Source organism: Asticcacaulis excentricus (assembly GCF_003966695.1).
In the GTDB taxonomy this organism is placed as follows: domain Bacteria; phylum Pseudomonadota; class Alphaproteobacteria; order Caulobacterales; family Caulobacteraceae; genus Asticcacaulis; species Asticcacaulis excentricus_A.
On record NZ_AP018827.1, the window covers coordinates 20775 to 46837 of the forward strand.

General features: G+C 60.7%; 24 protein-coding genes and 1 tRNA gene. 11 read left to right on the forward strand and 14 right to left on the reverse strand.

The window, feature by feature from the left end; all coding sequences use genetic code 11:
* Positions 1-96: 96 nt before the first annotated feature.
* Positions 97-1962 (forward strand): dihydroxy-acid dehydratase, encoded by a 1866-nt coding sequence (ilvD, locus tag EM6_RS00100; protein WP_126419460.1) that lies wholly within the window; start codon positions 97-99, stop codon positions 1960-1962.
* Here the strand turns inward: ilvD and EM6_RS00105 are convergent, their stop codons facing one another.
* Entirely contained in the window at positions 1963-2634 is a 672-nt protein-coding gene (locus EM6_RS00105; RefSeq protein ID WP_172961090.1) for a DUF2971 domain-containing protein, read from the reverse strand.
* Between the two features lie 82 nt (positions 2635-2716).
* Here EM6_RS00105 and EM6_RS00110 point away from each other — a divergent pair, with 82 nt between their 5' ends.
* The 4 genes from EM6_RS00110 (at position 2717) to EM6_RS00125 (ending at position 6137) form a co-directional block, all read left to right on the forward strand.
* A complete protein-coding gene (locus tag EM6_RS00110; RefSeq protein ID WP_126419462.1) occupies positions 2717-3433 on the forward strand; it encodes a DUF4197 domain-containing protein in 717 nt (238 codons plus the stop codon).
* Between the two features lie 158 nt (positions 3434-3591).
* A complete protein-coding gene (locus EM6_RS00115) occupies positions 3592-5079 on the forward strand; it encodes an SEL1-like repeat protein (RefSeq protein ID WP_126419463.1) in 1488 nt (495 codons plus the stop codon).
* A gap of 42 nt (positions 5080-5121) precedes the next feature.
* Entirely contained in the window at positions 5122-5514 is a 393-nt protein-coding gene (locus tag EM6_RS00120) for a protein-disulfide reductase DsbD N-terminal domain-containing protein (protein WP_172961091.1), read from the forward strand.
* The gene (locus tag EM6_RS00125) at positions 5511-6137 is read left to right on the forward strand and encodes a DsbA family protein (RefSeq protein WP_126419465.1); all 627 of its coding nucleotides are present in this window, start codon (positions 5511-5513) and stop codon (positions 6135-6137) included. Before EM6_RS00120 ends, EM6_RS00125 begins: the two co-directional genes overlap by 4 nt.
* A gap of 187 nt (positions 6138-6324) precedes the next feature.
* On the opposite strand, the gene EM6_RS00130 is transcribed toward EM6_RS00125, so the two are convergent.
* On the reverse strand, positions 6325-7998 hold the full coding sequence (locus EM6_RS00130; protein WP_126419466.1) for a cation acetate symporter: 1674 nt from the start codon (positions 7996-7998) through the stop codon (positions 6325-6327).
* Positions 7995-8309 (reverse strand): DUF485 domain-containing protein, encoded by a 315-nt coding sequence (locus EM6_RS00135; protein WP_013478242.1) that lies wholly within the window; start codon positions 8307-8309, stop codon positions 7995-7997. Before EM6_RS00135 ends, EM6_RS00130 begins: the two co-directional genes overlap by 4 nt.
* A 236-nt stretch (positions 8310-8545) precedes the next feature.
* Here EM6_RS00135 and EM6_RS00140 point away from each other — a divergent pair, with 236 nt between their 5' ends.
* Complete coding sequence (locus EM6_RS00140) at positions 8546-9433, forward strand: peptidylprolyl isomerase (RefSeq protein WP_126419467.1); 888 nt, start codon at positions 8546-8548, stop codon at positions 9431-9433.
* Between the two features lie 60 nt (positions 9434-9493).
* Complete coding sequence (locus tag EM6_RS00145; RefSeq protein WP_126419468.1) at positions 9494-10312, forward strand: hypothetical protein; 819 nt, start codon at positions 9494-9496, stop codon at positions 10310-10312.
* Between the two features lie 2 nt (positions 10313-10314).
* On the opposite strand, the gene EM6_RS00150 is transcribed toward EM6_RS00145, so the two are convergent.
* From EM6_RS00150 to EM6_RS00185, 10 genes are all read right to left on the reverse strand, one after another.
* The gene (locus tag EM6_RS00150) at positions 10315-10791 is read right to left on the reverse strand and encodes an Hpt domain-containing protein (RefSeq protein WP_126419469.1); all 477 of its coding nucleotides are present in this window, start codon (positions 10789-10791) and stop codon (positions 10315-10317) included.
* Positions 10792-11277: 486 nt separating this feature from the next.
* Entirely contained in the window at positions 11278-11442 is a 165-nt protein-coding gene (locus tag EM6_RS17250) for a hypothetical protein (RefSeq protein WP_172961092.1), read from the reverse strand.
* Between the two features lie 18 nt (positions 11443-11460).
* A complete protein-coding gene (locus tag EM6_RS00155; protein ID WP_172961093.1) occupies positions 11461-14295 on the reverse strand; it encodes a TonB-dependent receptor domain-containing protein in 2835 nt (944 codons plus the stop codon).
* Positions 14296-14765: 470 nt separating this feature from the next.
* A complete protein-coding gene (locus EM6_RS17665; protein ID WP_331876105.1) occupies positions 14766-15092 on the reverse strand; it encodes an Arm DNA-binding domain-containing protein in 327 nt (108 codons plus the stop codon).
* 156 nt (positions 15093-15248) lie between these two features.
* Positions 15249-15324: transfer RNA gene (locus tag EM6_RS00160), tRNA-Thr, on the reverse strand.
* A gap of 100 nt (positions 15325-15424) precedes the next feature.
* Positions 15425-16972: a heme biosynthesis protein HemY gene (locus tag EM6_RS00165; RefSeq protein WP_126419471.1), complete on the reverse strand. Its 1548-nt coding sequence runs from the start codon at positions 16970-16972 to the stop codon at positions 15425-15427.
* Complete coding sequence (locus EM6_RS00170; protein WP_126419472.1) at positions 16969-17943, reverse strand: COG4223 family protein; 975 nt, start codon at positions 17941-17943, stop codon at positions 16969-16971. Before EM6_RS00170 ends, EM6_RS00165 begins: the two co-directional genes overlap by 4 nt.
* Positions 17944-17959: 16 nt before the next feature.
* Positions 17960-18646: a uroporphyrinogen-III synthase gene (locus EM6_RS00175; protein WP_126419473.1), complete on the reverse strand. Its 687-nt coding sequence runs from the start codon at positions 18644-18646 to the stop codon at positions 17960-17962.
* The gene (hemC, locus tag EM6_RS00180) at positions 18643-19593 is read right to left on the reverse strand and encodes a hydroxymethylbilane synthase (protein ID WP_126419474.1); all 951 of its coding nucleotides are present in this window, start codon (positions 19591-19593) and stop codon (positions 18643-18645) included. Before hemC ends, EM6_RS00175 begins: the two co-directional genes overlap by 4 nt.
* Before the next feature lie 82 nt (positions 19594-19675).
* A complete protein-coding gene (locus EM6_RS00185; RefSeq protein WP_126419475.1) occupies positions 19676-20284 on the reverse strand; it encodes a hypothetical protein in 609 nt (202 codons plus the stop codon).
* 374 nt (positions 20285-20658) lie between these two features.
* On the opposite strand from EM6_RS00185, the gene tsaD reads away from it, so the two are divergent.
* From tsaD to EM6_RS00200, 3 genes are read left to right on the forward strand one after another with little or no spacing between them, the layout of a single operon-like run.
* Positions 20659-21792 carry a tRNA (adenosine(37)-N6)-threonylcarbamoyltransferase complex transferase subunit TsaD gene (gene tsaD, locus EM6_RS00190; protein ID WP_126419476.1) on the forward strand — a complete coding sequence of 378 codons (1134 nt, stop codon included), beginning with the start codon at positions 20659-20661 and terminating at the stop codon, positions 21790-21792.
* Positions 21789-22805: an NAD(P)H-dependent glycerol-3-phosphate dehydrogenase gene (locus EM6_RS00195; RefSeq protein ID WP_126419477.1), complete on the forward strand. Its 1017-nt coding sequence runs from the start codon at positions 21789-21791 to the stop codon at positions 22803-22805. The genes tsaD and EM6_RS00195 overlap by 4 nt, the downstream gene beginning before the upstream one ends.
* On the forward strand, positions 22802-23137 hold the full coding sequence (locus EM6_RS00200; RefSeq protein ID WP_126419478.1) for a Rieske (2Fe-2S) protein: 336 nt from the start codon (positions 22802-22804) through the stop codon (positions 23135-23137). Before EM6_RS00195 ends, EM6_RS00200 begins: the two co-directional genes overlap by 4 nt.
* Here EM6_RS00200 and EM6_RS00205 read toward each other — a convergent pair.
* Positions 23134-23880 (reverse strand): creatininase family protein, encoded by a 747-nt coding sequence (locus EM6_RS00205; RefSeq protein WP_126422792.1) that lies wholly within the window; start codon positions 23878-23880, stop codon positions 23134-23136. The genes EM6_RS00200 and EM6_RS00205 overlap by 4 nt on opposite strands.
* 165 nt (positions 23881-24045) lie before the next feature.
* Here EM6_RS00205 and acs point away from each other — a divergent pair, with 165 nt between their 5' ends.
* Positions 24046-25992 carry an acetate--CoA ligase gene (gene acs / locus EM6_RS00210; protein ID WP_126419479.1) on the forward strand — a complete coding sequence of 649 codons (1947 nt, stop codon included), beginning with the start codon at positions 24046-24048 and terminating at the stop codon, positions 25990-25992.
* Positions 25993-26063: the final 71 nt, after the last annotated feature.

Here is a 26063-nt window from a genome sequence, read left to right on the forward strand (position 1 = left end):
TGAGGTGCTGTTGCAATTCGCTTTGTTCGTTTTATATGGCCGCACGTCACAGTCTATCCTGTGGCCATTCTCCCCAGCATTGCCCCTGAGGTTCCCATGCCCGCCTATCGCTCACGCACCACGACTTTCGGCCGCAATATGGCGGGCGCGCGTGCCCTATGGCGGGCAACCGGCATGACCGATGCCGACTTCTCCAAGCCGATCATCGCCGTGGTCAATTCCTTCACGCAGTTCGTGCCGGGCCACGTCCACCTGAAGGACCTGGGCCAGATGGTGGCGCGCGAAATCGAAAAGGCCGGCGGCGTCGCCAAGGAATTCAACACCATCGCCGTCGATGACGGCATCGCCATGGGCCACGGCGGGATGCTCTATTCGCTGCCGTCGCGCGACCTGATCGCCGACAGCGTCGAATATATGGTCAATGCCCACTGCGCCGACGCCATGGTCTGCATCAGTAACTGCGACAAGATCACGCCGGGGATGCTGATGGCCGCCATGCGCCTCAACATCCCCTGCATCTTCGTGTCCGGCGGGCCGATGGAGGCCGGTAAGGTGGTGTGGCCGGACAAGGACGGCGTGCAGCGCACCCACGCGCTCGATCTGGTCGATGCCATGGTGCAGGCCGCCGACGATTCGATCTCCGATGAACAGGTCAAGGCCGTCGAAGAGGCCGCCTGTCCGACCTGCGGCTCCTGCTCCGGCATGTTTACCGCTAATTCGATGAACTGCCTGACCGAGGCGTTGGGCCTGTCTTTGCCGGGTAATGGCACGACTCTGGCCACCCATGCCGACCGCAAGGCGTTGTTCTGCGAAGCCGGGCGCCTGATCGTCGAAAACACCCGCCGTTATTATGAAACGGATGACGCTTCGGTCCTGCCGCGTTCGATCGCCACCTTTGAGGCCTTTGAAAACGCCATCCGCCTCGACATCGCCATGGGCGGTTCGACCAATACCGTGCTGCACCTGCTGGCGGCGGCGCAGGAGGCGGGCGTCAACTTCACCATGCAGGATATCGACCGCCTGTCGCGCACCACGCCATGCCTGTGTAAGGTGGCCCCGGCGACCTCCAGCGTGCATATCGAAGACGTGCACCGCGCCGGCGGCATTGTCGGCATTCTGGGCGAACTGCACCGCGGCGGCATGTTGCACGGCGAAGTGCCGACCGTTCATGCCCCGACCCTCGCTTCGGCCATCGCTCACTGGGACATCAAGCAATCGAACGATGAGCGCGTGGCCACCTTCTTCAAGGCGGCACCGGGCGGGGTGCGCACGACGGTCGCCTTCTCTCAGGAACGCCGCTGGGACGAGCTGGACTCAAACCGTCAGACGGGCGTCATCCGCTCGGTCGAGCACGCCTTTACCAAGGATGGCGGTCTGGCCGTGCTGTACGGCAATATCGCCGAAAACGGCTGCATCGTGAAAACGGCCGGCGTTGATGAAGAAATCTGGCGCTTCACGGGCAAGGCGCGCGTGTTTGAGTCGCAGGAAGACGCCACGCACGGCATCCTCAACAATCAGGTGCAGCCCGGCGAAGTGGTCGTCATCCGCTATGAGGGGCCGCGCGGCGGGCCGGGGATGCAGGAAATGCTCTACCCCACCTCCTACCTGAAATCGAAGGGGCTGGGCAAGAAATGCGCGCTTCTGACCGACGGGCGTTTCTCCGGCGGCACGTCGGGCCTGTCGATCGGTCACGCCTCGCCCGAAGCGGCGCAGGGCGGTCTGATCGCGCTGGTCGAAGACGGCGACACGATCGAAATCAACATCCCGGAACGCACGATCCGGCTGGCGGTGTCGGATGCGGTGGTTGCTGAGCGTCGCGCGAAGGAAGAGGCGCGCGGCAAGGATGCCTATACGCCGAAACACCGCGAGCGGTACGTCTCGGCGGCGCTTCAGGCCTATGCCGCCATGGTCACCAGCGCCGATACCGGCGCGGTACGCGATGTGAGTTTGCTGCGGAAGTAATTATAGCGGTCTTAAAGACTCTCCTCGTACCATTTCATATTTGGTAGGGGAGAGTGCTGCTCGAAAGATATCAGCATCGGGAAGCATTCGAGCTATTTGGGCAATTGTCAGGTGTGATCGAGCGCCTATTATAATTTCTGATACCTTGCCAATGTCACCGATTTTGACGAAGTAATTCCCTCCCTCTCGTTGCAGATCCTTAATGGTTTGCAAAATTCTATATTCGCTTTCATAAGACCAAAATTCGGATTTTGTTCTGACTACTTCGTTTGAAAATTCTTTAGCCTCTTTCGAGTCTTCCCCCTTTTGACGTAGTGTTCTCATTTCATGATCTGTCTTAATTATGCGATTTTTAGAATATTCCACTTTTATTAGGTCGTTGTTTTTTATTGATTCGTCGAGTTCAATTCCAATGCATATTCCTTTGTGGCATTCGGAATAGTGAGCCCACATAAGAGGGTGAGTCCAACTACCACTTCCACATATTATCCCGAAAGTTGCAGCCCAATTATTCTTTACCCCGTTAGCTTTAGCCGCCGCATCTGCTTTTGACAAATCCATAAAGATGAACTCAAACGGATCGTTTAATTGATCAATTAATGCGATTTTTAATCGACTGTTTTCAATATTTGAAAGCCCATGCGTGGCTGTCGTAAAATAATAAAACATCATGCCGTGTCTCGCGTTTATCGAATCTGCTTCCAATTCTAACATGACGTAATAGGGTTGGCTTCCATCGTTAACGGAGGGAATCTTGGACAGGCGTTTTGTGATAGCGGCACTGATTTCGGCAGGGTGGACCACGCAGGCCGCCGCCGAAAGCGATCTGTCGAAGGTGATCAAGGCCGTGACGGCCTCCAAAAGCGGGCTGACCGCATCGCAGGCCGACAGTGGCCTGCGTGAGGCCCTGTCGCTGGGGGCTGCCGCCGCAGTGACGCGGGTGGCCAGGACCGACGGCTACTGGGGCGACAGCCTGATCCGCATTCCGCTGCCCGACACCCTGTCGAAGGCGCAAAGGACGCTGAAACCGTTGGGCCTGTCCGGGGCGCTCGATGATGTGCACCTGAAGATGAACCGTGCCGCCGAAACCGCCGCCCCGGCCGCCAAAGGGCTGTTTATCGACGCCATCAAGGCCCTGACCATTCAGGACGCCATCGGTATCGTGAAGGGCGGGCCGACCTCCGGCACGCAGTATCTGCAAAAGGCAACGACACCGCGCCTGACCACCCTGTTCACGCCGCCAATAGAAACCGCCTTGCAGGAGACGGGCGCGGTGCAGGCGCTGGACCGCGCCATCAAGCGCAACGGGCTGAATGGCTATATCAAGAAAGAGCCGAAGGTCTATTTGAGCGAATTCGCCGTGGGCAAGGCGCTGGGCGGCCTGTTCCACTATGTCGGGACCGAAGAGACGGCCATTCGCACCGATCCGGCCAAGCGCACCAGCGCCATTCTCAAGGCCGTGTTCGGATAGCCGCGTTCGCGCAAATAAGATCGTACAATTGACGATTGAACTTGACGCAAATTGCGCGAAGTTCATTATCGCGCGCAGGATTTGCGGTCCTTGCGCCGTATCAACCCATTATAATCAGGGGCCGTCGAAGGTCTGTCACAGGAAAGAGGGGGAAGACGATGCGTCAGGGCATTGCGAAAATTCACGCCGGTATGTGTGCGCTGGTTCTGGTGGCCGCACCTTTAAGCACATGGGCTCAGACGACAGAGAAGCCGACGCAAACCCCCGCCCCGGCGGCCACGAACGCGGGTGACACTGTCACCGACGTCACGGTCTTCCTCAAACGAAAGAGCAGCATCCCTGAGCAGAATATGCGCATCGATACCCGCAGCGCCTCCTCGTGCGGGTTTATCGGCAGCGACGGCAGCTCGGACTACATCGCCGACTATATCCGCGAAACGACCGGCACCTACGATATCAACGACCCCAATAATTTCAGCGAAAACAGCCCCTTGGGCGATGCGTCGCGGGAGAGCAGCGGAACGGGCTTCTTTGACCGTCAGGACCGTGGCACAGATGAGTCGGGGTCAGAGACCGGGTCAGGGGGCTGTACCGATACCGATCGCCGCTTTGCCGCTGGCCGCGCTCACATTTTGCGTAATGACAAGACCATCTATCAGGCCTTCGACTTCTTCGATCAGAAGAAGTACCCCGAAGCGCTGGCCATGTTCAAAACCGCCTATAACAAGATCGGTTATGAGGATGCGGCCTTCTATATCGCCCGCATGTATCTCGAAGGCCTTGGCACGCCCAAAAGCGTTAAGGACGCCATTTTCTGGTTCCGCAAGGTCGCCGAACAGCCGGTAAACATGCGCCGACCGCATCCGTTTGATCCCAAAAATCCGGACTATATGGAGACGCGGGCCGAGGCCACCATGACACTGGCCAAGATTTATCTGACCGGCTTCGGCGTGCCGCGCGATCCGAAAGAGGCGTTGAAATGGTTCGAAAAGGCCGCCTCCATCGGCTTCATCCCGGCCTCAAAGATCGTTGGCGACATCTACTACTACGGCAATGGCGTACCGAAGGACCTGAACAAGGCCTATAAGAACTATAGCGAAGCCGCCAAATACGGCTATGCCCCGGCGCAATACGCCGTGGGGCAGATTCTCGAATACGGCGAAGGCAGTATCAAGGCCGATCCCAATACAGCGCTGGGCTGGTTCCGCGAAGCGGCCAAGGCCAAGCATCCGGGCGCTATGTACAAGATCGCGGTGGCCTACGACAGCGGCGAAGGCGTCGCGGCCGACCCGCAAAAGGCGCTGATCTTCTATAAGGAGGCGGCGATCGGCGGCAATGCGGACGCCCAGAACGCCATCGGCACCTACTTCTATCAGGGCGGCCTCTTGCCCAAGGACGATGTGGCGGCGCGTCAGTGGTTCGAAGTCGCCGCTCGCAATGGACAGGCGGACGCGGCCTTTAACCTGGCCGTGATGTACACCAAAGGGGAGGGCGGTCCGAAGGATCTGGTCAAGGCCTATGTGTGGTTTATGGCCGCGCGCGTGCATGGGCATGAAAACGCCACAACGGCGCTCAAGTCGATCCAGTCTCAGATGACCGATGCTGAGAAGGCCGAGGTGGCAAAGCTGTTCGCACCCAAGAGCTAGTTTTTGCCGTCGGTGGCTGATAGAGACAGGGACATGCGCGTCATGTCCCTTTTTCTGTGCCTGCCGCTGGTGCTGACCTCCGCGTCGGCGCGGGAAGCCCCCTTGCCGCCGGACAGGGCCTTTGCGCTCAGTTGGCAACGGCAGGGCGATCAGGTGCGGCTGAACTGGCGGATGCCGAAGGGCTATTATCTCTATCGCGCCCATATCGAAGCCAAGGACGCCAGCGGGCGTCCCCTGAGCGTTAAAACGCCTGCCGGGCGCATCAAGCCCGACCCGACCTTCGGGCCGACCGAGGTCTATTACGGCACGGCGCGCGCCTCGCTCCGCCATGCCGGGCCGGTTCGGCTCACCTATCGCGGCTGTCAGGAAGACGGCCTGTGCTATATCCCCATTACCGTTGTCATACCCGCCCTTCAGGAGCGTCCGCGTCCATGATTTCCCGTCGTCATCTGCTGGCCGCCGCCCCGGCGCTTCTGGCCGCGCCGGTTCTGGCGCAAGAGCCGGCACCTGTGCCGAAACTGCCTGAGGTGCACTATGATCCGCTGGTGCCGGTGCTGGGCAATCCGCAGGGCGATGTGACCATCGTCGAGTATTTCGATTATCAATGCGGCGTCTGTAAGCGGATGCACCCGCTGCTGCTCGATATGGTGGCGAAGGACGGTCAGATCCGGCTGGTCATGCGCGACTGGATCATCTTCGGTGAAGGCTCGCACTATGCGGCGCAAGTGGCCCTGGGGGCGCAGGCGTTGGGGCGGTATCTCGACGTGCATCTGGCGCTGATGGCGACGGGCAGTCAGTTGAGTAAGGGCGATGTGTTTGCCGCCCTGTCTGCGACCGGTCTGACGCCGGCGGCGGCGCTGGCCGCCTATCGCGAAAAGGCCGAGGCCTATGAGGCACTTTTGCTGCGCAATGACGCGCAGGCCATGGGCTTTGGCTTCAGAGGCACGCCGTCCTTTGTGGTCGGCAATGCTGTCTATCCGGGGGCGTTCCAGAGCCGCGAGGACATGGTTCAGGCGGTGGCCGAAGCCCGCGCCCGCCAAAAACCCAGCGCGGTATAATACCAAGGGTCATTGAAAATGACTCTTGGTATTCCATTCGAGACTGTCTCATGTCACTGACACATATGAGACAGTCTCGTGTCTTCAACGGCCGGATGCGGTTAGCATCTTCGGCCGTTGGTATAAAAATGGCCGCTCCGGGGTGGGAGCGGCCAGTCTGTGCGCAAACGCTTACTCGAACACGGGTTTAGTGATCTACGGCCTCCGAAGCCCCAAGCCCCGTCTGTGAACGGACGAACTGGGCAAAGAACTTCTCGCGCTCGGCCTTGGCCTTGGCGGAGGTGTCCGTCACCGAGAACAGCCAGATACCCACAAAGGCGGCGATCATGGCGAACAGGGCCGGATATTTGTACGGGAAGATGGCGGCTTGATGGTGCAGCACATCTACCCACACGGTCGGGCTCAGGACGGTGAGCGTCAGGGCCGTGATCAGGCCCATGGCGCCGCCGATGACGGCCCCGCGCGTCGTCAGCTTTGACCAGTACATGCTGAGGAACAGGATGGGGAAGTTGGTCGCCGCCGCCACCGAGAAGGCCAGCCCCACCATGAAGGCGATGTTCTGCTTTTCAAACACGATGCCGAGCACGATGGCTACGATACCGAGCACGATGACCGCGCCTTTCGAGACCGCCATCTGCGCCTTTTCATTGACGTTACCGCCGCGCAGGACATGGGTATAGAGGTCGAGCGCCACGGCGGAGGCCCCCGCCAAGGCCAGACCGGCCACGACGGCCAGAATGGTGGCAAAGGCGACGGCCGAGATGAAGCCGAGGAAGAAGTCGCCGCCCACGGCCTTGGCGAGGTGCACCGCCGCCATGTTCGACCCGCCCAGAAGCTCACCCGCCGCGTCCTTGAAGGCCGGGTTGGTGCCGACCAGCAGGATGGCTCCGAAACCGATGACGAAGGTCAGGATGTAGAAATAGCCGATGAAACCCGTGGCGTAGAAGACCGACTTGCGCGCTTCCTTCGCGTCGCTGACGGTGAAGAAGCGCATCAGGATGTGCGGCAGACCGGCGGTGCCGAACATCAGGGCCAGACCCAGCGAAATGGCCGAGATCGGGTCGCTGATCAACACGCCGGGGGCCATGATGGCATCGCCCTTGGGGTGCACCTCGACGGCCTTTTCAAACAGGGCGGAAAAGTCGAAATTGACGGACTTCAGCACCATGACGGCCATGAAGGTGGCGCCCGACAACAGCAGGACGGCCTTGATGATCTGCACCCAGGTGGTGGCCAGCATCCCGCCGAACAGCACGTACAGCACCATCAGCACGCCCACCAGCACCACGGCGATCAGGTAGTCGAGCCCAAACAGAAGCTGGATCAGCTTACCGGCACCGACCATCTGCGCGATCAGGTAGAAGGCCACAACCGTCAGCGAGGACAGGGCCGACAGGAAGCGGATCGGCTTTTGCCCCAGACGGTAGGAGGCCACGTCCGAGAAGGTGAACTTGCCCAGATTGCGCAGCCGTTCGGCCATCAGGAACAGGATGATGGGCCAGCCGACGAGGAAGCCGATCGAATAGATCAGGCCGTCAAAGCCGGAGGTAAAGACCTGCGCCGAAATGCCCAGAAACGAGGCGGCCGACATGTAGTCACCCGCAATGGCCAGCCCGTTCTGAAACCCGGTGATCTTGCCGCCGGCGGTGTAATAGTCCTTGGTCGAGGCCGAGCGCGCCGAAGCCCATTTGGTTATGCCCAGCGTCAGGACGATGAAGGCGAGGAACATGGCGATGGCGATGAAGTTGGTGCCTTGTTTCTGCACCTCACCATTGATGGAATCGGCCAGCACCATGGCCGGGACCGCGCTGATTAGAGCCGCTCCGAACAGGGCGCGCCAACTGAATGAGAAGCCCTTCATTGCCCGGCCTCCTCAAGGATTTGGCGCACTTCGCGGTCAAATTCGCCATTGGCGCGCTGCACATAGATGCCGGTGAGGATGAAGCACAGTAGGATCAGGCCGATGCCGCCCGGAATACCCCAGGTGAGGACCGCATCCGGCTGGATGCGCGTACCCAAAAGCTTCGGGTCAAAGGCGATCAGGCAGACAAAGCCGTAATAGGCCAGCAGCATCAGGGCCGACAGCGTCCAGGCAAAACGCCCGCGCTTTTTGACCAGCGCCTGAAATTTGGGGTTGTCGTAGATACGACGATAGACCTCGTCGGAACTCATTTCGGGTTGTCCTTCCTGTTGTTTTGGCCTGTTTTTTTGGCCTCTTTTTGACCTTCAGCCGCTGCTTCGTCTTCCTTATGGCGCGGAAGATCAGAGGGAGAGGGTAAAACAGCCCCGCCCCGGCGGCTATTCGACTTTAGTCGTCGCAAAATGCAACAGCCAATCGCGTGATTTTTCCACTTGCGGTCAGCCGGGGGCGGGATAAGGTTTCTGCTGTTATTAAAGGGGACGCACGCATGACCATCCGCACACTGAGCTTGGCACTGTTTCTTGCCGCGGTAGCTTCGCAGGCTCTGGCGCAGAATAAGCCCGTCACGCCCACCTCGGTGCTGGAGTCCGCGCCCGCAACAGTGTGGAAAGATATACCGGCCGAAGACCTGATGGTCATGACTTTAGCCGATGGGTCGAAGGTGGTGGTGCAACTGGCTAATGCCTTTTCGCCGCAGCACGTGGCCAATGTCCGTGCCTTCGTCCGCGCCCGGTGGTGGGATGGCGCGGCCATTATCCGCTCTCAGGACAATTATGTCAGCCAATGGGGCTGGCCAGACGAGCCGGAACCGAAATACCCGGAGGCCGTAAAGGCCGAGCCGCCCGCTGAGTATGAACAGCCCCTGTCCAAAGGCTTCCGCCCGCTCCCCTATCGTGACGCCTATGCGGCTCAGGTCGGGCACGTGGACGGCTGGCCCGTCGCGACGGACGGTCAGGCGCAGTGGCTGCCGCATTGCTACGGCATGGTCGGTGTGGCGCGCGGCCTCAATCCGGATACGGGGTCTTCGTCGCAGCTTTACGCCATTATCGGGCACGCGCCGCGCCATCTCGACCGCAATCTGGCTATGGCCGGGCGCGTCGTGTCGGGCATGGACGCCCTGAGTGCCCGTCCGCGCGGCACAGAGGCGCTCGGCTTCTACAAGACCGAGGCGGAGCGCACAAAGATCGTGTCCGTGCGTATCGCCGCTGATCTTCCGTCCACGGAGCGTCCGTCTTTTCAGTATCTCGATACGCAAAGCCCGACCTTTGCCGCCTGGGTAAAGGCCCGCGCCAACCGCAAGGACGATTTCTTCGCAGTGTCGGCCGGAGCGGTGGATATTTGCAACGCTTTGCCGCCGATCCGTCAAAAACCGTAAAAAAGGGCTTTTGCGAAGCTCCCGCCCGTGCCAACACTAAAAAGGTTAACGGGTGGGTAGATGGGTCTGTTCCGGAAAATTATTGGCGCGGTGTTGAGCCTGATGCTGCTGGTCAGCCAGCTCTATGTGCTGGGCGGCACGCTGGATCAGCGTCAGCGCGCTGAGCGCCTGTCGCGGGAACTGGCGCGGCTGGAGCCGGAGGTGGGGCAGTCGAAGGACTTTGTCGCCCTGATGCAGACGCGCGACACGCCGGCCGTGCGCGCGCAGATCAACAGCGACTACATCGACGCCAATTTCGAGCTGATCATGGAGCGCGTCTATCTGTACCTGCCGCAGGAAGCGCCGCGCAATATCCAGCCCGTCGGCTATATGGTGCGCGACCTGAGCGGCAAGCGCTTCGTGTTTGTGGCGCTGGAATACGAATTTTCCGACCGCTGGATCATCGCCACCGTGACGGTCGAACCGGGCTCCGCGAAGCAGGCGGTGGCGGGGTTCAATATGAATACCTACCGCGCGTCGCTGTTTGAGCGCACGGCCTTCCGCCTGAGCGGGCAGAGCATCGAACACTATGCGCTTCTGGGTCTGGCGGTCATCAACCTAATCTTCTGCGCGGTGACCTTGTTTATCTGCATCGCCGCCCCGCGCGTGCGCTGGCGCTTTGTGTGGATCGGCCTGATCCTGCTGGGGGTGGGGCTGATGAGCTTCAACTGGCTGGAAGGGCGTATGGCGTTGAACCTGTTCACGGCCAACCTGCCGCCGTCGCGTTTCAGTCTGGGCCTCTATCAGCCGCTGATCATCCTTCTGTCCATCCCGCTTGGGGCCCTCCTGTTCTGGATGAATTTCCGCAAGCTGACTCAGCCGGATACCAACCGCGTCTGACCTCAGAGCCTGAGAACGCGGTTGTGGAACGGCTGCACCTGAACCTCCAGCTCGTCCGCAAGCCTCTGGCCCTCCACGTGGCTTTCGTCCCTGATCTCGCAATCGACCAGCACGGTGATGGCCGCGGCGTGCGCCTCCAGTAGGGGCAGGGTCAGCGCCAGATCGCTGTTGGCCGTCAGCAAGAGGCAGGCCGAGGCGGCCACACGGCTGACCAGCGGATAGCCATAGGTCGTCCCCATGCCCTTGAGGTCGCCGTAGCGTCTCAGCAACTCCTGCCGGCTCGCCTCACCGGGCGTCTGACAGGCGGCCTTAACGGCCCTGTTCAGACGGATGATGTCGTCGGACAACCAGCCCTTGAACTGCGCAGACAGGGTGTGCAGAGCCCCTTCCACCCGCGCAAGCATGGCCGCGTTCGAAAGCGCGTCGCCCAGCTTGGCGTGCAGATCATTGGGAACTTCCAGAATAAGTGCCGTTTTCATATGGGGGCACCGTCCGTCGGGTGGTGAGCTGGCGGGCTGACGGGACCTGTGCCCATAGCCGATGGCATAGCAAACATAGGGTTCGCTCCTCGTGGCTTGAGGGTAATGCGGGCACTACACATCCATAACGCGAATATCTTAAACCGTAATTAACGATACTGTACGGTTCCTCTAGATCATTATGATTTCTGGTAGAAACATAATGATCCAGCTTTTGTTTAGCCCCTCGCCGGGCGGTGGCTTTGCCACCTTTGCCGCCGCCTCAATGGCGGCTTGAGCGAAATGATTCCACTAGAAATCAGTCCGCTCTAGTATCGTGAATTTGAAGTTCGCTTCATTTTGACATCGAGAGCCGGGCGAACTTCAATTTCGAAAATGATAATAGATACAATAAGTTGCTAGTGTCCTGTTGAATCTGAAATTCGCCAGAGAGCGATATCAAGCACATGCGAATTTCAGATTCAGGACACTAGGCCCGGCCTGTGGTTAAGGCTTGTGCGCGCGCAGGGTTTCCCTGGGGGTTTCTCCGAACCGCGCCATATAGTCTTTCAGGACGCGGTGGCGGCTGGAATAACCGCACTCCGCCGGCAGCCCGGAGATGGTCCCGCGATAGGTCCCGGAGGTTAGAGCGATGTGCGGAAAACCGCTCACACTTTTCCGCACATCGCTCTAGAAGGACAGGGAGATACCCGCAAACACATAGCGGCCCAAGGCGTCATAGACCTGCGGGTAGGTGTTACCGTTCGTCCCGTCCGAATTGGGCAGGACGGGCGGGTCTTTGTCGAACACATTGTTGACACCTATGCGCAATGTCGTATTCGACTTCAGCGCATAGCTAGCATAGAGGTCGATATAGTTGTAGGCATCGATGCTTGAGGCGTAAGTGCCGCTCGTATCCGGGCCGTAGAAGTTATCAACCTTGCCGAAATAACGCCAGGTCACCGTAGCGTCCCAGTCCCACGGCGACTGCCACGTCGCTTTGGCGCGATGACGATATTTGGGGTTCGACCAGCCACACGAACTGTCGAAATAGCCCGCGCAATCATAGGGGTCCGACGTGTCGGTGGCCTGGGTGACCAGTTCCTCCAGCACCGTGCCCATATAGCTGAGTTGCAGGCGGCCCAGCGGCAGCTTACGGCTGTAATTGGCTTCGATATCAAAGCCTGACGTCTTATAGGAACCGGTATTGTAGAGCGTGTCTTCGATATAGCCCTCTTCACTGAGCCACAGAGAGCCCGTACCTGAGGCACGGTGGACCTTGGAGCAGTAGAAGCTGTTGCCCGTCGTGGCGCACTGATCGAGGATATATTGCGCACCGATGCTGCTGATCTTGTCTTCGATCTTGATGTTGAAATAATCAACCGTCAAATTGAACCCCTTAAGGAAGTCGGGGGTATAGACAAAGCCGAAGGTGTAGGTGTCACCGGTTTCCGGCTTGAGATCAACATTCCCGCCGCCCAGACGGTTATACTGGCCCGCCGTGCTCGACAGAACGTTATTATACTGAGCCGCCGTTACACCTGTGCGCGCACACTGCGCCGCTGTGTAGGTCGGCGTTTCGGTCGAGGGGTCGTCAACGCCGCAACCATCATTCCCGTCAAACAGGCCGACGGAGTTGGCGCTGTAGAGTTCCGTAACGCTCGGCGCACGCACAGCGCGGTTATAGCCGCCGCGGAAGCGGAGACCTTCCACCGGAGCATAAGAGACCATCACCTTGTAGCTGTCGTTCTTGCCAAAAGACGAGTAGTCCGAAATACGGTAGCCCAGTTCAAGGGACAGATCCTTGATCAGGGTCTTGTCCTGAGCGACCGGAACGAGCATTTCCGTAAAGACTTCCTTCACATCATAGGAACCCGATACAGGCGTGGTCTTGCCGCCTGAACCGGCTAGAAGACCATTGCGCAGGTTATCGTCGGCATCAAAATCGAGCCATTGACGACGGTATTCCAGCCCGACCGAGGTTTTAACCCCTTCGCCAGCCCAGGGCAGCTTCACCCCATAGGCTCCCAGATCGCCAGAGGTATTCAGCGAAACGATCTGTTCGCCAGTCCCGCCCCACTGGACGCCCTGCGCCGAAATATATTTCAGCGCTGCCGAAGACACGCCGCCTATCGACCAGATATTGTAGGGGACGCAGTTCTTGTCTGTACCATCGAGATAGGACTGACACACGGCGTTTCCAGTGGACGGGTCGGTGACAACCAGAAGGGCTTTTTGTGCGCGTTCCAGGCTGACTTCATTTTTGGTGACCTGTTTGTAGTTGGTCGAACCGTATTGCATGTTCAGACTGAAGTCCCAGACTTCATTGATCTGCCCGGTCAGTTCGCCGCGCAGACGGTAAGAGGTGTGGTTCATTTCATACTGACGTCCACCGGCTTCGACATTGCGGCGACCGATAGCGACTGTCGTCGTGTCGCCATTGGCGATCATCGAACTGCTGCAGTAAAAAGCCGTCTTCTGCGCGGCAGTCATCAGCGGGTTATTACAGTTGATGCTCATTTCCGACAGGAAGATACCCGACGGTGCGATCTGGCCCGTCGATGTGTCGTCTGTCAGCATGACTTCGGACTTGAAATGCAGGGTGTCGGAGAAGTCGTAGGTGATGAAGCCACCCAGCGAGTATTTCTCATCAGGACGCTGGTAATAGTTTAGCGGGCCGTAATTATAGGCACCGGTGGCCGCACTATAGCTTGCCAGGCGATTGGCTGACGTGTCGATCGTATAGCTCTTCGCATAGTCCGAGGTGAAGAAACGGCCCGGATAGCTGGTCGAGGACCCGCCGCAGGTTGTAAAGGACGACAGGGTACAAGCCGAATAGTCCCGTTCTGACTGCAACAGGGCCTGAACCGTGCGGTAGGAGGCATAAACCGTGGCATTGCCCTTGCCGCTCTCGCTATTGACGCCGGCGACCAAGGTGACGTCTGTCGCCTTGCCGTCCACAACATTGCTTTCTGGCAAGGCGAAACCGCGATTGGACACGACCGAAGCGTATTGGCTGTCGTTGTTGTGCTGATAGAAGCTGGTATTGAGGTCGAGGCGCACCCCTTCAAACTTCTTCTTCATCACGAAGTTCACGACGCCGGCCATGGCGTCAGAACCGTAAACGGCGGAGGCCCCACCCGTCAGAATATCAACGCGCTCGATCAGCGCGGCGGGAATTTGATTGAGGTCGGCGGCGGGCTGTACGGGGCTGCCCGGTGCCATACGGCTGCCATTCAACAGCACCAGCGTGCGTGCCGTACCCAGACCGCGAAGGTTCACCGTCGCGGTACCCGACGCACCGTTTGACTGCATCGCGCCGTCGGCCGCGAAGACTGAAGGCAGGGTGTTGACCATATCCTCGACGCGGGTCGCACCCGACGCCTTGATGTCGGCCGCGCTGATCGTGGTGATCGGACTGGAGGATTGCAGGTTCGGCTTTTTGATGCGCGAGCCGGTGACCACAACCTCCACTGCACCTTCTTCGCCTGCGGTTTGCGCCATTGCTGCGGACGCAATGCTCATTCCCGACAGTCCCCCGACAGCCGTGGATAAAAGCAAAAACGCCTTTATGTCATTCTTTCGCACAAAAGTTCTCCAATGTTTATGTATGTGTTTCGACCTGCGACCGGAATTCGCAGAGGTCATGCAGATGACACATATAATTCATCGGGTCGTCAACTTTGGAACTAGTTATATACGATTACATTTCAAAACAAGTGTCTATAAAATCACACGTATTATTCATTGTAAATTGTTTCACATTTTAATTATTTCAAAACTGTATTTATATTTATGCATTGCAACAATTCTTCCGATTTGATGATTTCGGCATATCGTATAATAACTTCCATAAGGCTCATTCCCCACCCCGCCTCTTTAAACGGGCCTTGAAAATGCCGAAAAGCCTCGCATTCAACGCGAGACGCTCTGCGTAAAATCTTGAAATAATACCCAAGGTTGTGGTCGTCGCGGGTTCAGTATAGAATAAATTTTCACCTGTAATTTGTGTCTTTTGAAACCATATGCCGGGAACGGTGTTGTGACGTAGGCACGTGACATGCCCCCCAAAAATCGAGGCCATTTAAAACTGGAATTTTCCAATTAAGATCCCGGTTGCGGGATGAGGAGAATTTCATGAAGTGCTTTTTCTCAATGCGTTTGGTCTGGCCTGTCTCATCGCGACCGTCGTAGCGGTATTTAAACCTCCAAAGCATGCCGCCTGATGGCTGAACGAGGAGGAACAGTCCTTTCTCATCAGTCAGCTTGTAAGGCTTGGCAGCAGGCTTCGCATTCCTAAGCTGGGTAACGACTAGAGACATTTTTGGGGGCCACGCATTTTAGCTGTTTCCAAGTGGCCCCCAATGTGGCCCCCAAATTGGTCCGACTAGGGACGGACGGGGGCGGCCAACTAGCATTTAAAGTATCAGTTTTTCTTGGATTTTTCAACCTTGAGCGGATTTTGCTGGACAAGGTAGTGGTGCCGCTTAGGTGACTCGAACACCTGACCCCCTCATTACGAATGAGGTGCTCTACCGGCTGAGCTAAAGCGGCACTTAGATGCAGGCGCATAATCGCCTGCCCCGGTTCGGAGAGCGCTGTTTACAGGCTCCCATAGCGGTTTGGCAAGGCCCCAAAGCGCCCACACCGGCAATTATTTTGTGGGTTTTGTCTTGCGAGCGCGGGGTTTGGGGGCCGGCGGGGCAACTTCGGCCTCATCGAGGTCGTGTCCGGCAATGGCCGCGTCGTATCCGTCCGGGCTGAGGGCCAGATTGTCGGGCAGGGGGGCGGGGCCTGACTTTTTCTGCGCCGCCTTGACGAAGGGCATGGAGGGCACGTAGCGCGTCGGCATGTCGGGCACGTCGGGCAGGCCCTTTTCGGCGCGTTCATGGCGCGGGTGCGCCAAAGCCCCCGTTTCGGCATAGGTCAGGACCAGCGTCGTCCAGTCGGAAGCCGTATAGGCAAAGGCCTTGCCTTCCGGGTCGAGGTCGGACCAGTCGGGCTCGGCCCTGGCCAGCGAGGCCTTGGCGACCCAACCGCGCGCCCCGTCCACGTCCTGAACGGCCAGAGCGGCCTTGGCCATCAGGCCGCATAGGCGGCGCGTCAGGCGCTCCTCGGTCAGTTCGTCCTCAAGCGCCGCCGTGGCGCGGTCGATATCGGCGCGCACGCCGCTGAGGACAGCGCGTTCGACCTCCAGCAGGCGGCTTTCGCGGTGCTGCGGGTTGCGGTCGATCAGCCCTTGCAGACGGCGCGCCCGGTCCTTTGGCGTCTCATCGTTCACCAGATCGCGGTAGGCGAGCCAGATGGCCGGGTGCGGCTGAGCGGCATAGGCGGCCTCCAGCACGTCTTCGGCGCGCCCCAGCTTGTTATGGGCCGCCAGCAGACGCGCGGCTATGACGGCACCGGGCGCGAACATGGGCTGAAGCTTGGCGGCGCGCACGGCGTAGTCGAGCGCCTGTTCGCGGATTTGCGCCTCAGGCGCGGTTTCCAGATGCGCGGCCGAGGCGGCCATCAGGGCGGCGCGCGCGCGTTCGGCAAACAGCGGCGAAACCAGCTTGCGGTTCAGCGCCCCTTCGACCAGATCGAGCGCTTCGGCCCATTCGCCGGCGGTCGAGCGCGCTTCGAACAGGGTCTTGAAGGCCCACATGGCGGGTTTGGGCTGGTTATAGCCTTCACCGGCCAGACGGATGGCCTCGGCGCGGTCGCCTTCGGAGATGGCGAGGGTCATCAGGCCGCGCAGGCCGGCGAGTTTCAGTTCCGGCACGCTCAGCATGGCCGTCCAGGCGGCGCGCGTGGCCACCGGGTCGTGGGCGGTTTCAGCGGCCAGCGCGTTGAGGATGCGCACCAATGCCACATTGTCGTGCACATCCACGGCCTTGATTGCCTGACGGCGCGCTTCGGCCCCATCGCCGGACACGACGGCGATAAAGCCGCGCGTGAGGGTCTCTTCGCCCTGACGGCGACGGGCGGCGGCGCGCTGGCGTTCAGCGCGCTGCGGGGCGCGCGACATCCACAGGACGAGATTCCAGAAGCACACCGCCGCAAAGGCCAGCAGGCCGATAACGATAACGGCAGCGGCGGCAGGAGTGTCGATGCGGTAGCCGAGCCAGACTAGGGTCGCCGTGCCGGGGTCACCGGCGGCGGCAAAGGCGATGGCGATCAGGGCAATGATGCTGAGCAGAATCAGAAGCGTGCGGATCACAGGCCAGTCTCCGGCTGAGGCGCGACGGCGGCCCCGCTACCCGCCGTGGCGTCGGCACCATTGGCCGTGCTGTAATTGGCCTGACTGAGGCGGCTCAAGGCCTCGACCGTGATGCGGCGGGTAGTGGTATCGACCAGCACGCGGTTGCGCGCATCGGTCATCCACGGCTTGAGCGCGGCTTGCGAGGCCGGGGGCAGGGTTGAGAGGACCGTCAGCGCGCCATTAAGATCGCCCTGATCCAGACGGCCCTGTGCCTGAAGCAGTAGCGCATCCGGGCCGCGCGCCGCGCCGTCGATGCGGCGTATGCTGATCAGGCCGCTGAGGGCATTGGTCAGGCGCGTCAGGAAGCTGTCGTCGGTTTTGGCGCTGGCGGCGGTGCGCGCCTTGGCGGCGTAGGCCGGGAAGCTGAGCGCCAGCGCGATTTCGCTGGGCACGCCCTTTTGCGCCAGAGGCCGCAGCGGTGCGACCATCACCGTATCGGTCAGGCTCTTTTCAACGTCCGCCAGTTCGGAAAGAAACGGCTGAGAGCCCTTCGCCGCCTGTTGCAGACCCGACGCCGAGGTGGCGGCAGCGGCGGCCTGAATCAGCAGGCGTTGATTGGCCTCAAGGCGATCGAGGCGCTCAGACAGGCGGTTGAGCGCCGTCGGGTCGGCATAGGTGGGCGCTTGCGGCGCTTCGGCCGAGGCCTGCGCCTGACGCACGCGCAGGGCGTTCAGTTCGGCGGTCAGGCGAGCGATTTCGGAGTCTTTTTCGCTGTCCTTGGCCACCGCCGCGGGGTCGAGATAGTCGGCCACGGTCTTTTGCGGGGCGCTCAGGTGCTCCTTATAGACCGCAAAACCCAGCACCCCCAGCGCCAGCAGCACGAAGACGATGGGAAAGGCAAAGGCGATGATCAGCGGGCCGCGCCCCCAACGGGTCTTTTCCGGCTCCGCCGCAGCGGGGATCGGGTTCGGGGCGAAGTCGTCGGTCATGGTGGTCCGTGGGGTTTTAGAGCCTGGCGAACAGGGCCTCTTCATCCGGAGAGGCCGCTACCTCTATGTTTAGGCCCGCAGAGGGTAAATTTCCAGTGAAATTGAGGTGTTCGCGCAGGCGTTGGGCGGTGGCCTCTGAGATGCACAGGACGCGCGCTGTCGCGCCGCTCAGATAGGGGGCGCAGGCCTGCGCGCCGCGCGGTGAATAGAGCAGGATATGGGTGATCGCCGCTATCTGCGCTCTGGCGTCGGGGGCGTCGCGTCCCACGGTGCGATAGAAGAGGACGGGGTGCAGGTCGAACCCCGACAGGGCCGCCGTCAGGTCGCGCGCCGGGGTTTCGGGCTGCGGGTAGAGGAGGGGGCCTTGCGGGGCCTCGGCTTTCAGCAGGCGGATCAGGTCTTCGACATCGCCACGGGCGCTATGCACGGTATTAAAACCGGCCTCACGCGCTTCGCGGGCAGTGGCGTCGCCGACGGCCCACACCGTCTGATGCCGCGTCGCGTATTGGCGCGTAAAGGCTTTCAGGCCATTTATCGAGGTGGCAATGATATGGGCGAAACGCGCCACGTCGATGTCGGGGCTTAAGGGTTCAACCTCAAGCAGCGGGTCATTGACCACCTCAAAGCCCCGCGCCCGCAGCGCCTGCGCCGTGACGCTGGCCTGTGGCTCCGTTCGCGTCACCCAGATAAGGGGCGGGTTCACGCCTGCGCCTGATACTGGATCAGCCGGTCGCCGGCCTCATCGCGGATAGACTGACCCAGACGAAGGCCCAGAGCGTGCGCCGATTCCACCGTAGGCGCGCTGATCGTTTCGCGTCTTTGCCAGCGCGTGCGGCCATCGGCGGTCAGGGCCTCAACAAACAGGGTGAGTGCGTCGCCTTCGATCTTCGCATAGGCCCCGACGGCGGTGCGGCACGAGGCTTCGAGCGCCACCAGCGCGCCGCGTTCGGCCGAAATTTGCAGGTGCGTTTCGACGTGGTGCAGCCGCCTGATCCACGCCTGATCGAGGTCGGCGGTGCGGCATTGCACGGCCAGCGCGCCTTGGCCGGGGGCAGAGGGGAACAGGTCGGGGTCGATATAGGACTTGATATGCGCCTCAAGCCCCATGCGTTTCAGGCCCGCCGCCGCCAGCAGGATGGCGTCGCAATGCCCGGCCTCCAGCTTCGACAGGCGCGTATCGACATTGCCGCGCAGCATGACCACCTCAAGGTCCGGCCGCACGGCCAGGGCCTGTGCCTGCCGCCGCAGCGAGGCGGTGCCGAGCTTTGCGCCTTGCGGCAGGTCTTCGAGGGTGCGGTAGTTGATCGACACAAAGGCGTCGCGCGGGTCTTCGCGCACCGGAAAGGCGCACAGGCTGAGGCCGGGAATATCCTCGGCGGGCATGTCCTTCAGCGAATGGACGGCGACATCGACGTCGCCATTTAGCAGCGCGTCCTCGATCTCCTTGGTGAACAACTGCTTGCCGCCGGCTTCGATCAGGCGGCGGTCCTGAATGCGGTCGCCCTGCGTGGTGATGATGAGCAGCGGTGCAACCTCATGCGACAGGGCCGGGTCGTGACCCAGGGCGGTGACGATCTGACGCTGAACCCAGCCGCATTGGGTGGTGGCCAGCCGCGAACCGCGCGTACCGATTTTCAGAAGTGGGGTCATGACTTAGCCTTCGGGTTGCTATGCCTACTCCCTAAAATTTCGCTATGTGATATGCAAGCCCGTGACCTGCGGCCAATTGACATCAGGGTTTGGGACGCCACGCGCCGCCTTCGGTCTTGGTCACGATGACCATATTACCGGTGTCAAGATCCGGGTCCTTTTCCCCAAGGTCGATAAACCAGGCGAAGCCCTGACGGATACGCCAATAGGAGTATTTCTTTCCATTTACACCTAATGGTCCGCAAGCCACCAGTGGGACATAGGCACCGCCTGTATCAGGCTGGTTTTTACTTTCCGGGGCAATCAGAAGCGCGTCGGATGGCCAGCCCTCTCTTTCGGCAGGTACAATCCGGCAAGTGCCGCGTTCTTTGGCAGGGAGTTCATTGATCGCCATTTTCAGGGCCCCTTGAGGGTCAGGCTCTGTACCGTAAAGCGCGACCACAACGCGCCCCTGCGCCGCCTCCCCATAGACAGCCGAGCTTTCATAGCTGAGTTCAGCGCGTCTGGCACCACCTGCAAACGAAAGCACGGTATCCTTGTCCTGACACCTGGCGGCGCGATAGAGAATGACCTCATCTCCGGGCATCTGTACTTCTTTGACGCTCCAGGTGCAATTTTCAAGCTCAGGCGTTCGCAATTCAGGATTATGACCGACCAAAGCGTTGGCATCACTTTGACACAGGCCTGTCACATCAAGCCTCAGGCTCTTATCTGCACACGATTGGGATGTGGTTTCCTGCTGTTTAGCGTCTGTCTCAGACGCCGGTTTCTGCTCGCAGCCGCCTACGCAAACCAAGATCATTAGCCCTGTAACAAAGCGCAGCTTGCCCTCATCGCCTGATTAATCCCTATGACTGGATAGGTTATCAGTCATTGCCTGACCTGTCATTGACTGTGTAACGCGGTTTTGCAGATTGAGCGCTCGGAAGCGCTTTTCAGATACGTAATCTCAGCAAGCTATAGAAAAACTTAAGCCCTGCGGCTTGCAAGCCCCTTGACCTGCGGCCATTTGGCCTTTTCAGGTAACCCCTCTCTCCGCAAGGTAGCGAGAGATAAGGATATGTAATGTCTCTTTGCGTTCTGGGTGTCGAATCGAGCTGTGACGAAACCGCGGTCGCCGTGGTGCGGCGGGGTGATGATGGCGCGGTCGAAGTCCTGTCTTCGGTCATCCACTCTCAGGTGGTCAAGCACGCCGTCTATGGCGGGGTCGTGCCCGAAATCGCGGCTCGCAGCCATGTCGAAACCATAGACGATCTGGCGCGGCTGGCGCTGTCGCAGGCCGCCGAGAAAGGCGTCGGGGTGGACGCAATCGACGCGGTGGCGGCCACGGCCGGGCCGGGCCTGATCGGCGGGGTGATGGTGGGACTGAGCTTTGCCAAGGGCTTTGCGCTGTCGCGCGGTTTGCCGCTGATCGGGGTCAATCACCTCGAAGGCCATGCCCTGTCCGTGCGCCTGACGCACGATGTGCCGTTTCCCTTCTTGCTGCTGCTGGTCTCCGGCGGCCATTGTCAGTTGCTGCATGTGCGCGGCGTCGGCGATTATGAGCGTCTGGGGACCACCATCGACGATGCGGCGGGCGAGGCCTTTGACAAGATCGCCAAGACTCTGGGGCTGGGCTATCCCGGCGGCCCGGCGCTGGAGGCCGAGGCGGCGAAGGGCGATGCCACGCGCTTTACCCTGCCGCGCGCGCTTTTGGGGCGCAAGGACTGCGATTTTTCCTATTCGGGGCTGAAAACCGCCGCCGCCAAGATCGCTATGGAGCAGGTGAAAACACCGCAGGATCGCGCCGATCTGTGCGCTTCGGTGCAGGCGGCGATTGCGCGCCAACTGGTCGAACGCTCCGCCCGCGCCATGCGCGCCTTCAAGGCTGAACATGGGGGGGATAGCCCGGCCTTTGTTGTGGCGGGCGGCGTGGCGGCCAACAAAACCGTGCGGTCTGAGCTGTCGGCACTGGCGCAAAAGGAGGGGTTTGAATTTGTCGCCCCGCCTCTGGCCTACTGCACCGACAATGCAGCCATGATCGCGCTGGCCGGGCTGGAACGCTTTGCGCTGATGCGGGCGGCGGCCGATTATGATGGGGACAAACAGGTGCACGACGGACTGTCGGCGCTGGCGCGGCCACGCTGGCCCCTTGACGAGCGCCGTGCGCTCAGTGCACCCATACATAAGTTTTCGGGACGCAAGGGAGCCAAGGCTTGACCCAATTCGTGCACGCCAAAGCCTTTGACAAGGTTGGAATCATCGGGGCAGGGGCATGGGGCACGGCGCTGGCGCAGGTCGCCGCGCGGGCCGGGCGCGAGGTGTTGATCCAGTGCCGTGAGCCGGAAGTCGCTGAGTCGATCAATGCTCAGCACCTCAATCATCTCTATCTGCCGGGCTGTGAGCTGTTGTCGCAGGTGAAGGCCACCGCCGATCTGGCCGATCTGGGCGACTGCGATCTGATCCTGGCCGTGCCGCCGGCGCAGCATATGCGCGCCTCGCTGAAGGCCTTTGCGCCGCATGTGCGCGACGGCCTGCCCATCATCCTGTGCGCCAAGGGCGTTGAGCGCGGCACGGACTGTCTGATGAACGAGGTGCTGGCGGCGACCCTGCCACAGGCGCGTGCCGCCGTCCTGTCGGGGCCGTCCTTCGCCGCCGAAGTGGCGCGCGGCTTGCCCACCGCGGTGACGCTGGCGTGCAAGGATGCGGCGCTGGGGGCGCAGATTTCGACGACTTTGGCGACGCAGACCTTCCGCCCCTATCTGATCGACGACATGATCGGTGCTGAGGCGGGCGGGGCGCTGAAAAACGTGCTGGCCATTGCCTGCGGCATTTCCGAAGGTAAGGGGCTGGGGCGTTCGGCGCACGCCGCCCTGATTACGCGCGGTTTTGCCGAAATGACGCGGCTGGCCGTGGCGCTGGGCGCAAAGGCCGAGACGCTCAGCGGCCTGTGTGGCATGGGCGATCTGGTCCTGTCGTGCTCGTCGCCGCAATCGCGCAATATGAGCGTCGGTCTGGCGCTCGGCGGCGGACAAACGCTGGCTCAGGCGCTGGAAGGCAAGATTTCGGTCGCCGAAGGGGTCGAATCGGCCCCGGCGGTCAAGCATCTGGGCGAAAAGCTGGGCGTCGATCTGCCCATTTGCAACATGGTGGCGACCATACTGTCGGGCGAAGCCAGCGTCGATAAGGCTATCGGCGATCTGATGTCGCGTCCGCTGAAGACCGAACGGTGAGACCGCCTCCCGGCACCGTCATCTGCGCTTGGGCCGATCTGCAGGCAACCGGCACCGTCCTCTATCGTCAGGACGGGTTTGAGGGGTTCGTTATCCTCGATGACTATCTGCCGCGCGGCTATGTCGATGCCTGTCCGCACAACGGGATGCCGCTGGGCGGCGATCAGGAAGAAAGCGATTATCAGACGCGCGAGCAGGATGTGATAATCTGCCGCTGGCACGGCGCGTCGTTTCTGAAAGACAGCGGCCTGTGCATCGGCGGCCCCTGCGCCGGGGAGCACCTCACGCCGTGGCCGGTCGAACGCCGCGGCGATGAGGTGGTGACGGTTTAGGGCCGTTCCTCAGCCTCAAACTTGGCAATATCTTTTAGCAGGGCCGGAACCGCCGCCTCCAGAATCTGCTGTCCCAGCGCCTGCGTGGCCAGCGACGAGTCCGAACCGATGCGGCCGTCAGGGAAGCGCGCGCGGTAGTCGAGCGCGTCGCGGATCGGGCCGGTGGGCGCAATCGGCGGGTCCATCGTCAGGTCGCGCACAGCATCGGGATAAGCGGCCCAGGTCAGGGCGATTTCCGACGGCGTGGCGTGGCTGCCGTGCCCCTTGGGGAAGAGGCGGGCGCACAGAGGCGAAATGCCCGGCAGGTCCCACCAGTTCGACAGTTTCAGCGCAAACGGACAGCGCGTACCTTTCCATGACCACTGGTTATAGATTTCCGAAAAGGCCGCTTCGATCGAGGCGACATTGCCGCCGTGGCCATTGAGGAAATAGATGCGCTCAAACCCATGCCGCCCCAGCGACTTCACCCAGTCTTCGATGGCCGCCATAAAGGTTGAAGGGCGCAGCGAAATGGTGCCCGCAAAGCCCAGATGGTGCTGCGCCATGCCGATATTGAAGGTCGGCGCGACCAGAATATCACCTTGCTTTTCCGCCGCATGGGCGATGATTTCCGGGCACAGCCAGTCGGTCCCCAAAAGCCCCATCGGGCCGTGCTGTTCGTTGGAGCCGATGGGAATGATCACCGTCTTTGAGGTCTTCAGACGGGCTTCGATTTCCGGCCATGTGGAAAAGGCGAGATGCACAGCTAGTCCTTCAAAAAGGGTCACAAAATGATCCACATTGCATAACCAATATACGACCTATTGCCAAGTTTCCCTGCCGCGCAAATTGTGGTTGGCTGGCTCGACAGGGCCGTGGATCAGTCTTATCTCTACGGCAAGATAAACAAGACTATGTGTGAGGACGCCATGACGGTTGAAACGCTGAACAATACGACTCTCTTTCCCGTGCCGGCGACCTATCCGCGCGCCCACAGCGTGACGGCGGCGGCGCTTCAGGCGCAGCGTGATCTGGTCAGGTCCGACCCGTGGGCCCACTGGCGGCAACTGGGCGAAGCGCTCGACTGGATCAAGCCCTTCACTCAGGTCAAGGACGTGTCGTTTAACCGCGAAGACTTCCGCATCCGCTGGTATCACGACGGGCAACTGAACGTCGCGGCCAACTGCATCGACCGCCATCTGCCGCACAAGGCCGATACAGTGGCCTTCATCTTCGAAGGCGATGAGCCGAACGACTCCTACACCGTCACCTATGGCCAATTGGCCGAGGCGGTGGGCAAGCGCGCCAACCTGCTGAAAAAATATGGCGTCAAGAAGGGTGACCGCGTCACCATCTACATGCCCATGGTGCCGGAAGCGGCCTATTTCATGCTGGCCTGCGCGCGTATCGGTGCCGTGCATTCGGTGGTCTTTGGCGGCTTTTCGCCCGACAGCCTGGCCGGGCGTATCAATGACTGTCAGTCGGAATATGTGGTCACCACCATCGAAGGCCGTCGCGGTGGTAAGTCGGTGCCGCTCAAGGCCAATACCGACCTCGCCCTGCTGCAATGCCCCGGTGTGAAGCACGTCTTCGTCACCGGCAATGGCTGCTCGCTGAGCCATGACGGGCGTGACCTGTGCGTCGATCCGGAACTGGAGGGCGTAAACGCCGACTGCCCGGCCGAGCCGATGAATGCCGAAGACCCGCTGTTTATCCTCTATACGTCCGGTTCGACAGGTAAACCGAAAGGCGTGCTGCACACCACGGGCGGCTACCTCGCCTGGGCGGCGTATACGTTCAAAACGGTGTTCGACTGGCACGAAGGCGATGTCTATTGGTGCACCGCCGATGTCGGCTGGGTGACGGGCCACTCCTACGTTGTCTATGGGCCGCTGGCCAATGCCGCCACCTCGCTGATCTTCGAAGGCGTGCCCAACTACCCCACCGTGTCGCGCTTCTGGGAAGTGATCGACAAGCATCAGGTGACGACCTTCTACACCGCGCCGACGGCCATCCGCGCCCTGATGCGCGAAGGCGATGCGCCGGTGCTCAAAACCTCGCGCAAGTCGTTGCGTCTGCTGGGTTCGGTGGGTGAGCCGATCAACCCCGAAGCCTGGCTGTGGTATCACCGCGTGGTCGGTAATGAAAACTGCCCCATCGTCGATACCTGGTGGCAGACCGAGACCGGCGGCCACCTGATCACCCCGGTACCGGGGGCCACGGCCTTGAAGCCCGGTTCGGCCACCCATCCTCTGCCGGGAATTGAGGCCTGTCTGGTCGATAATGAGGGCCATGAGCTGAGCGGGGCGACCGAAGGCAATCTGTGTATTTCGGATTCGTGGCCGGGTCAGATGCGTTCGGTCTTTGGCGATCATCAGCGCTTTATCGAGACCTATTTCTCGACCTATCCCGGCAAGTATTTCACCGGCGACGGCGCGCGTCGCGACGAAGACGGCTATTACTGGATCACCGGCCGCGTCGATGACGTGCTGAACGTCTCCGGCCACCGTCTGGGCACGGCCGAGGTCGAAAGCGCGCTGGTGGCGCACCACAGCGTCGCCGAAGCCGCCGTGGTTGGCTTCCCGCACGATATCAAGGGGCAGGGCATCTATTGCTACGTCACCCTGACCAAGGGCGTCGAACCGACCGAAGCGCTGAAGACCGAACTGCGCAACTGGGTCCGTCGCGAAATCGGCCCCATCGCCTCACCGGACGTTATCCAGTGGGCGCCGGGCCTGCCCAAGACGCGCTCCGGCAAGATCATGCGCCGCATCCTGCGCAAGATCGCCGAACGAGATGTGTCAAACCTCGGTGATATTTCAACCCTGGCCGATCCGTCGGTGGTGGCCGATCTGGTCAAGGGCGCCGGGCTTTAAAACTGAGCGCAAACAAAACGGCCTCCCTTGAGTACAGGGGAGGCCGTTTTGCAGGACGGCGGGGATTAAGC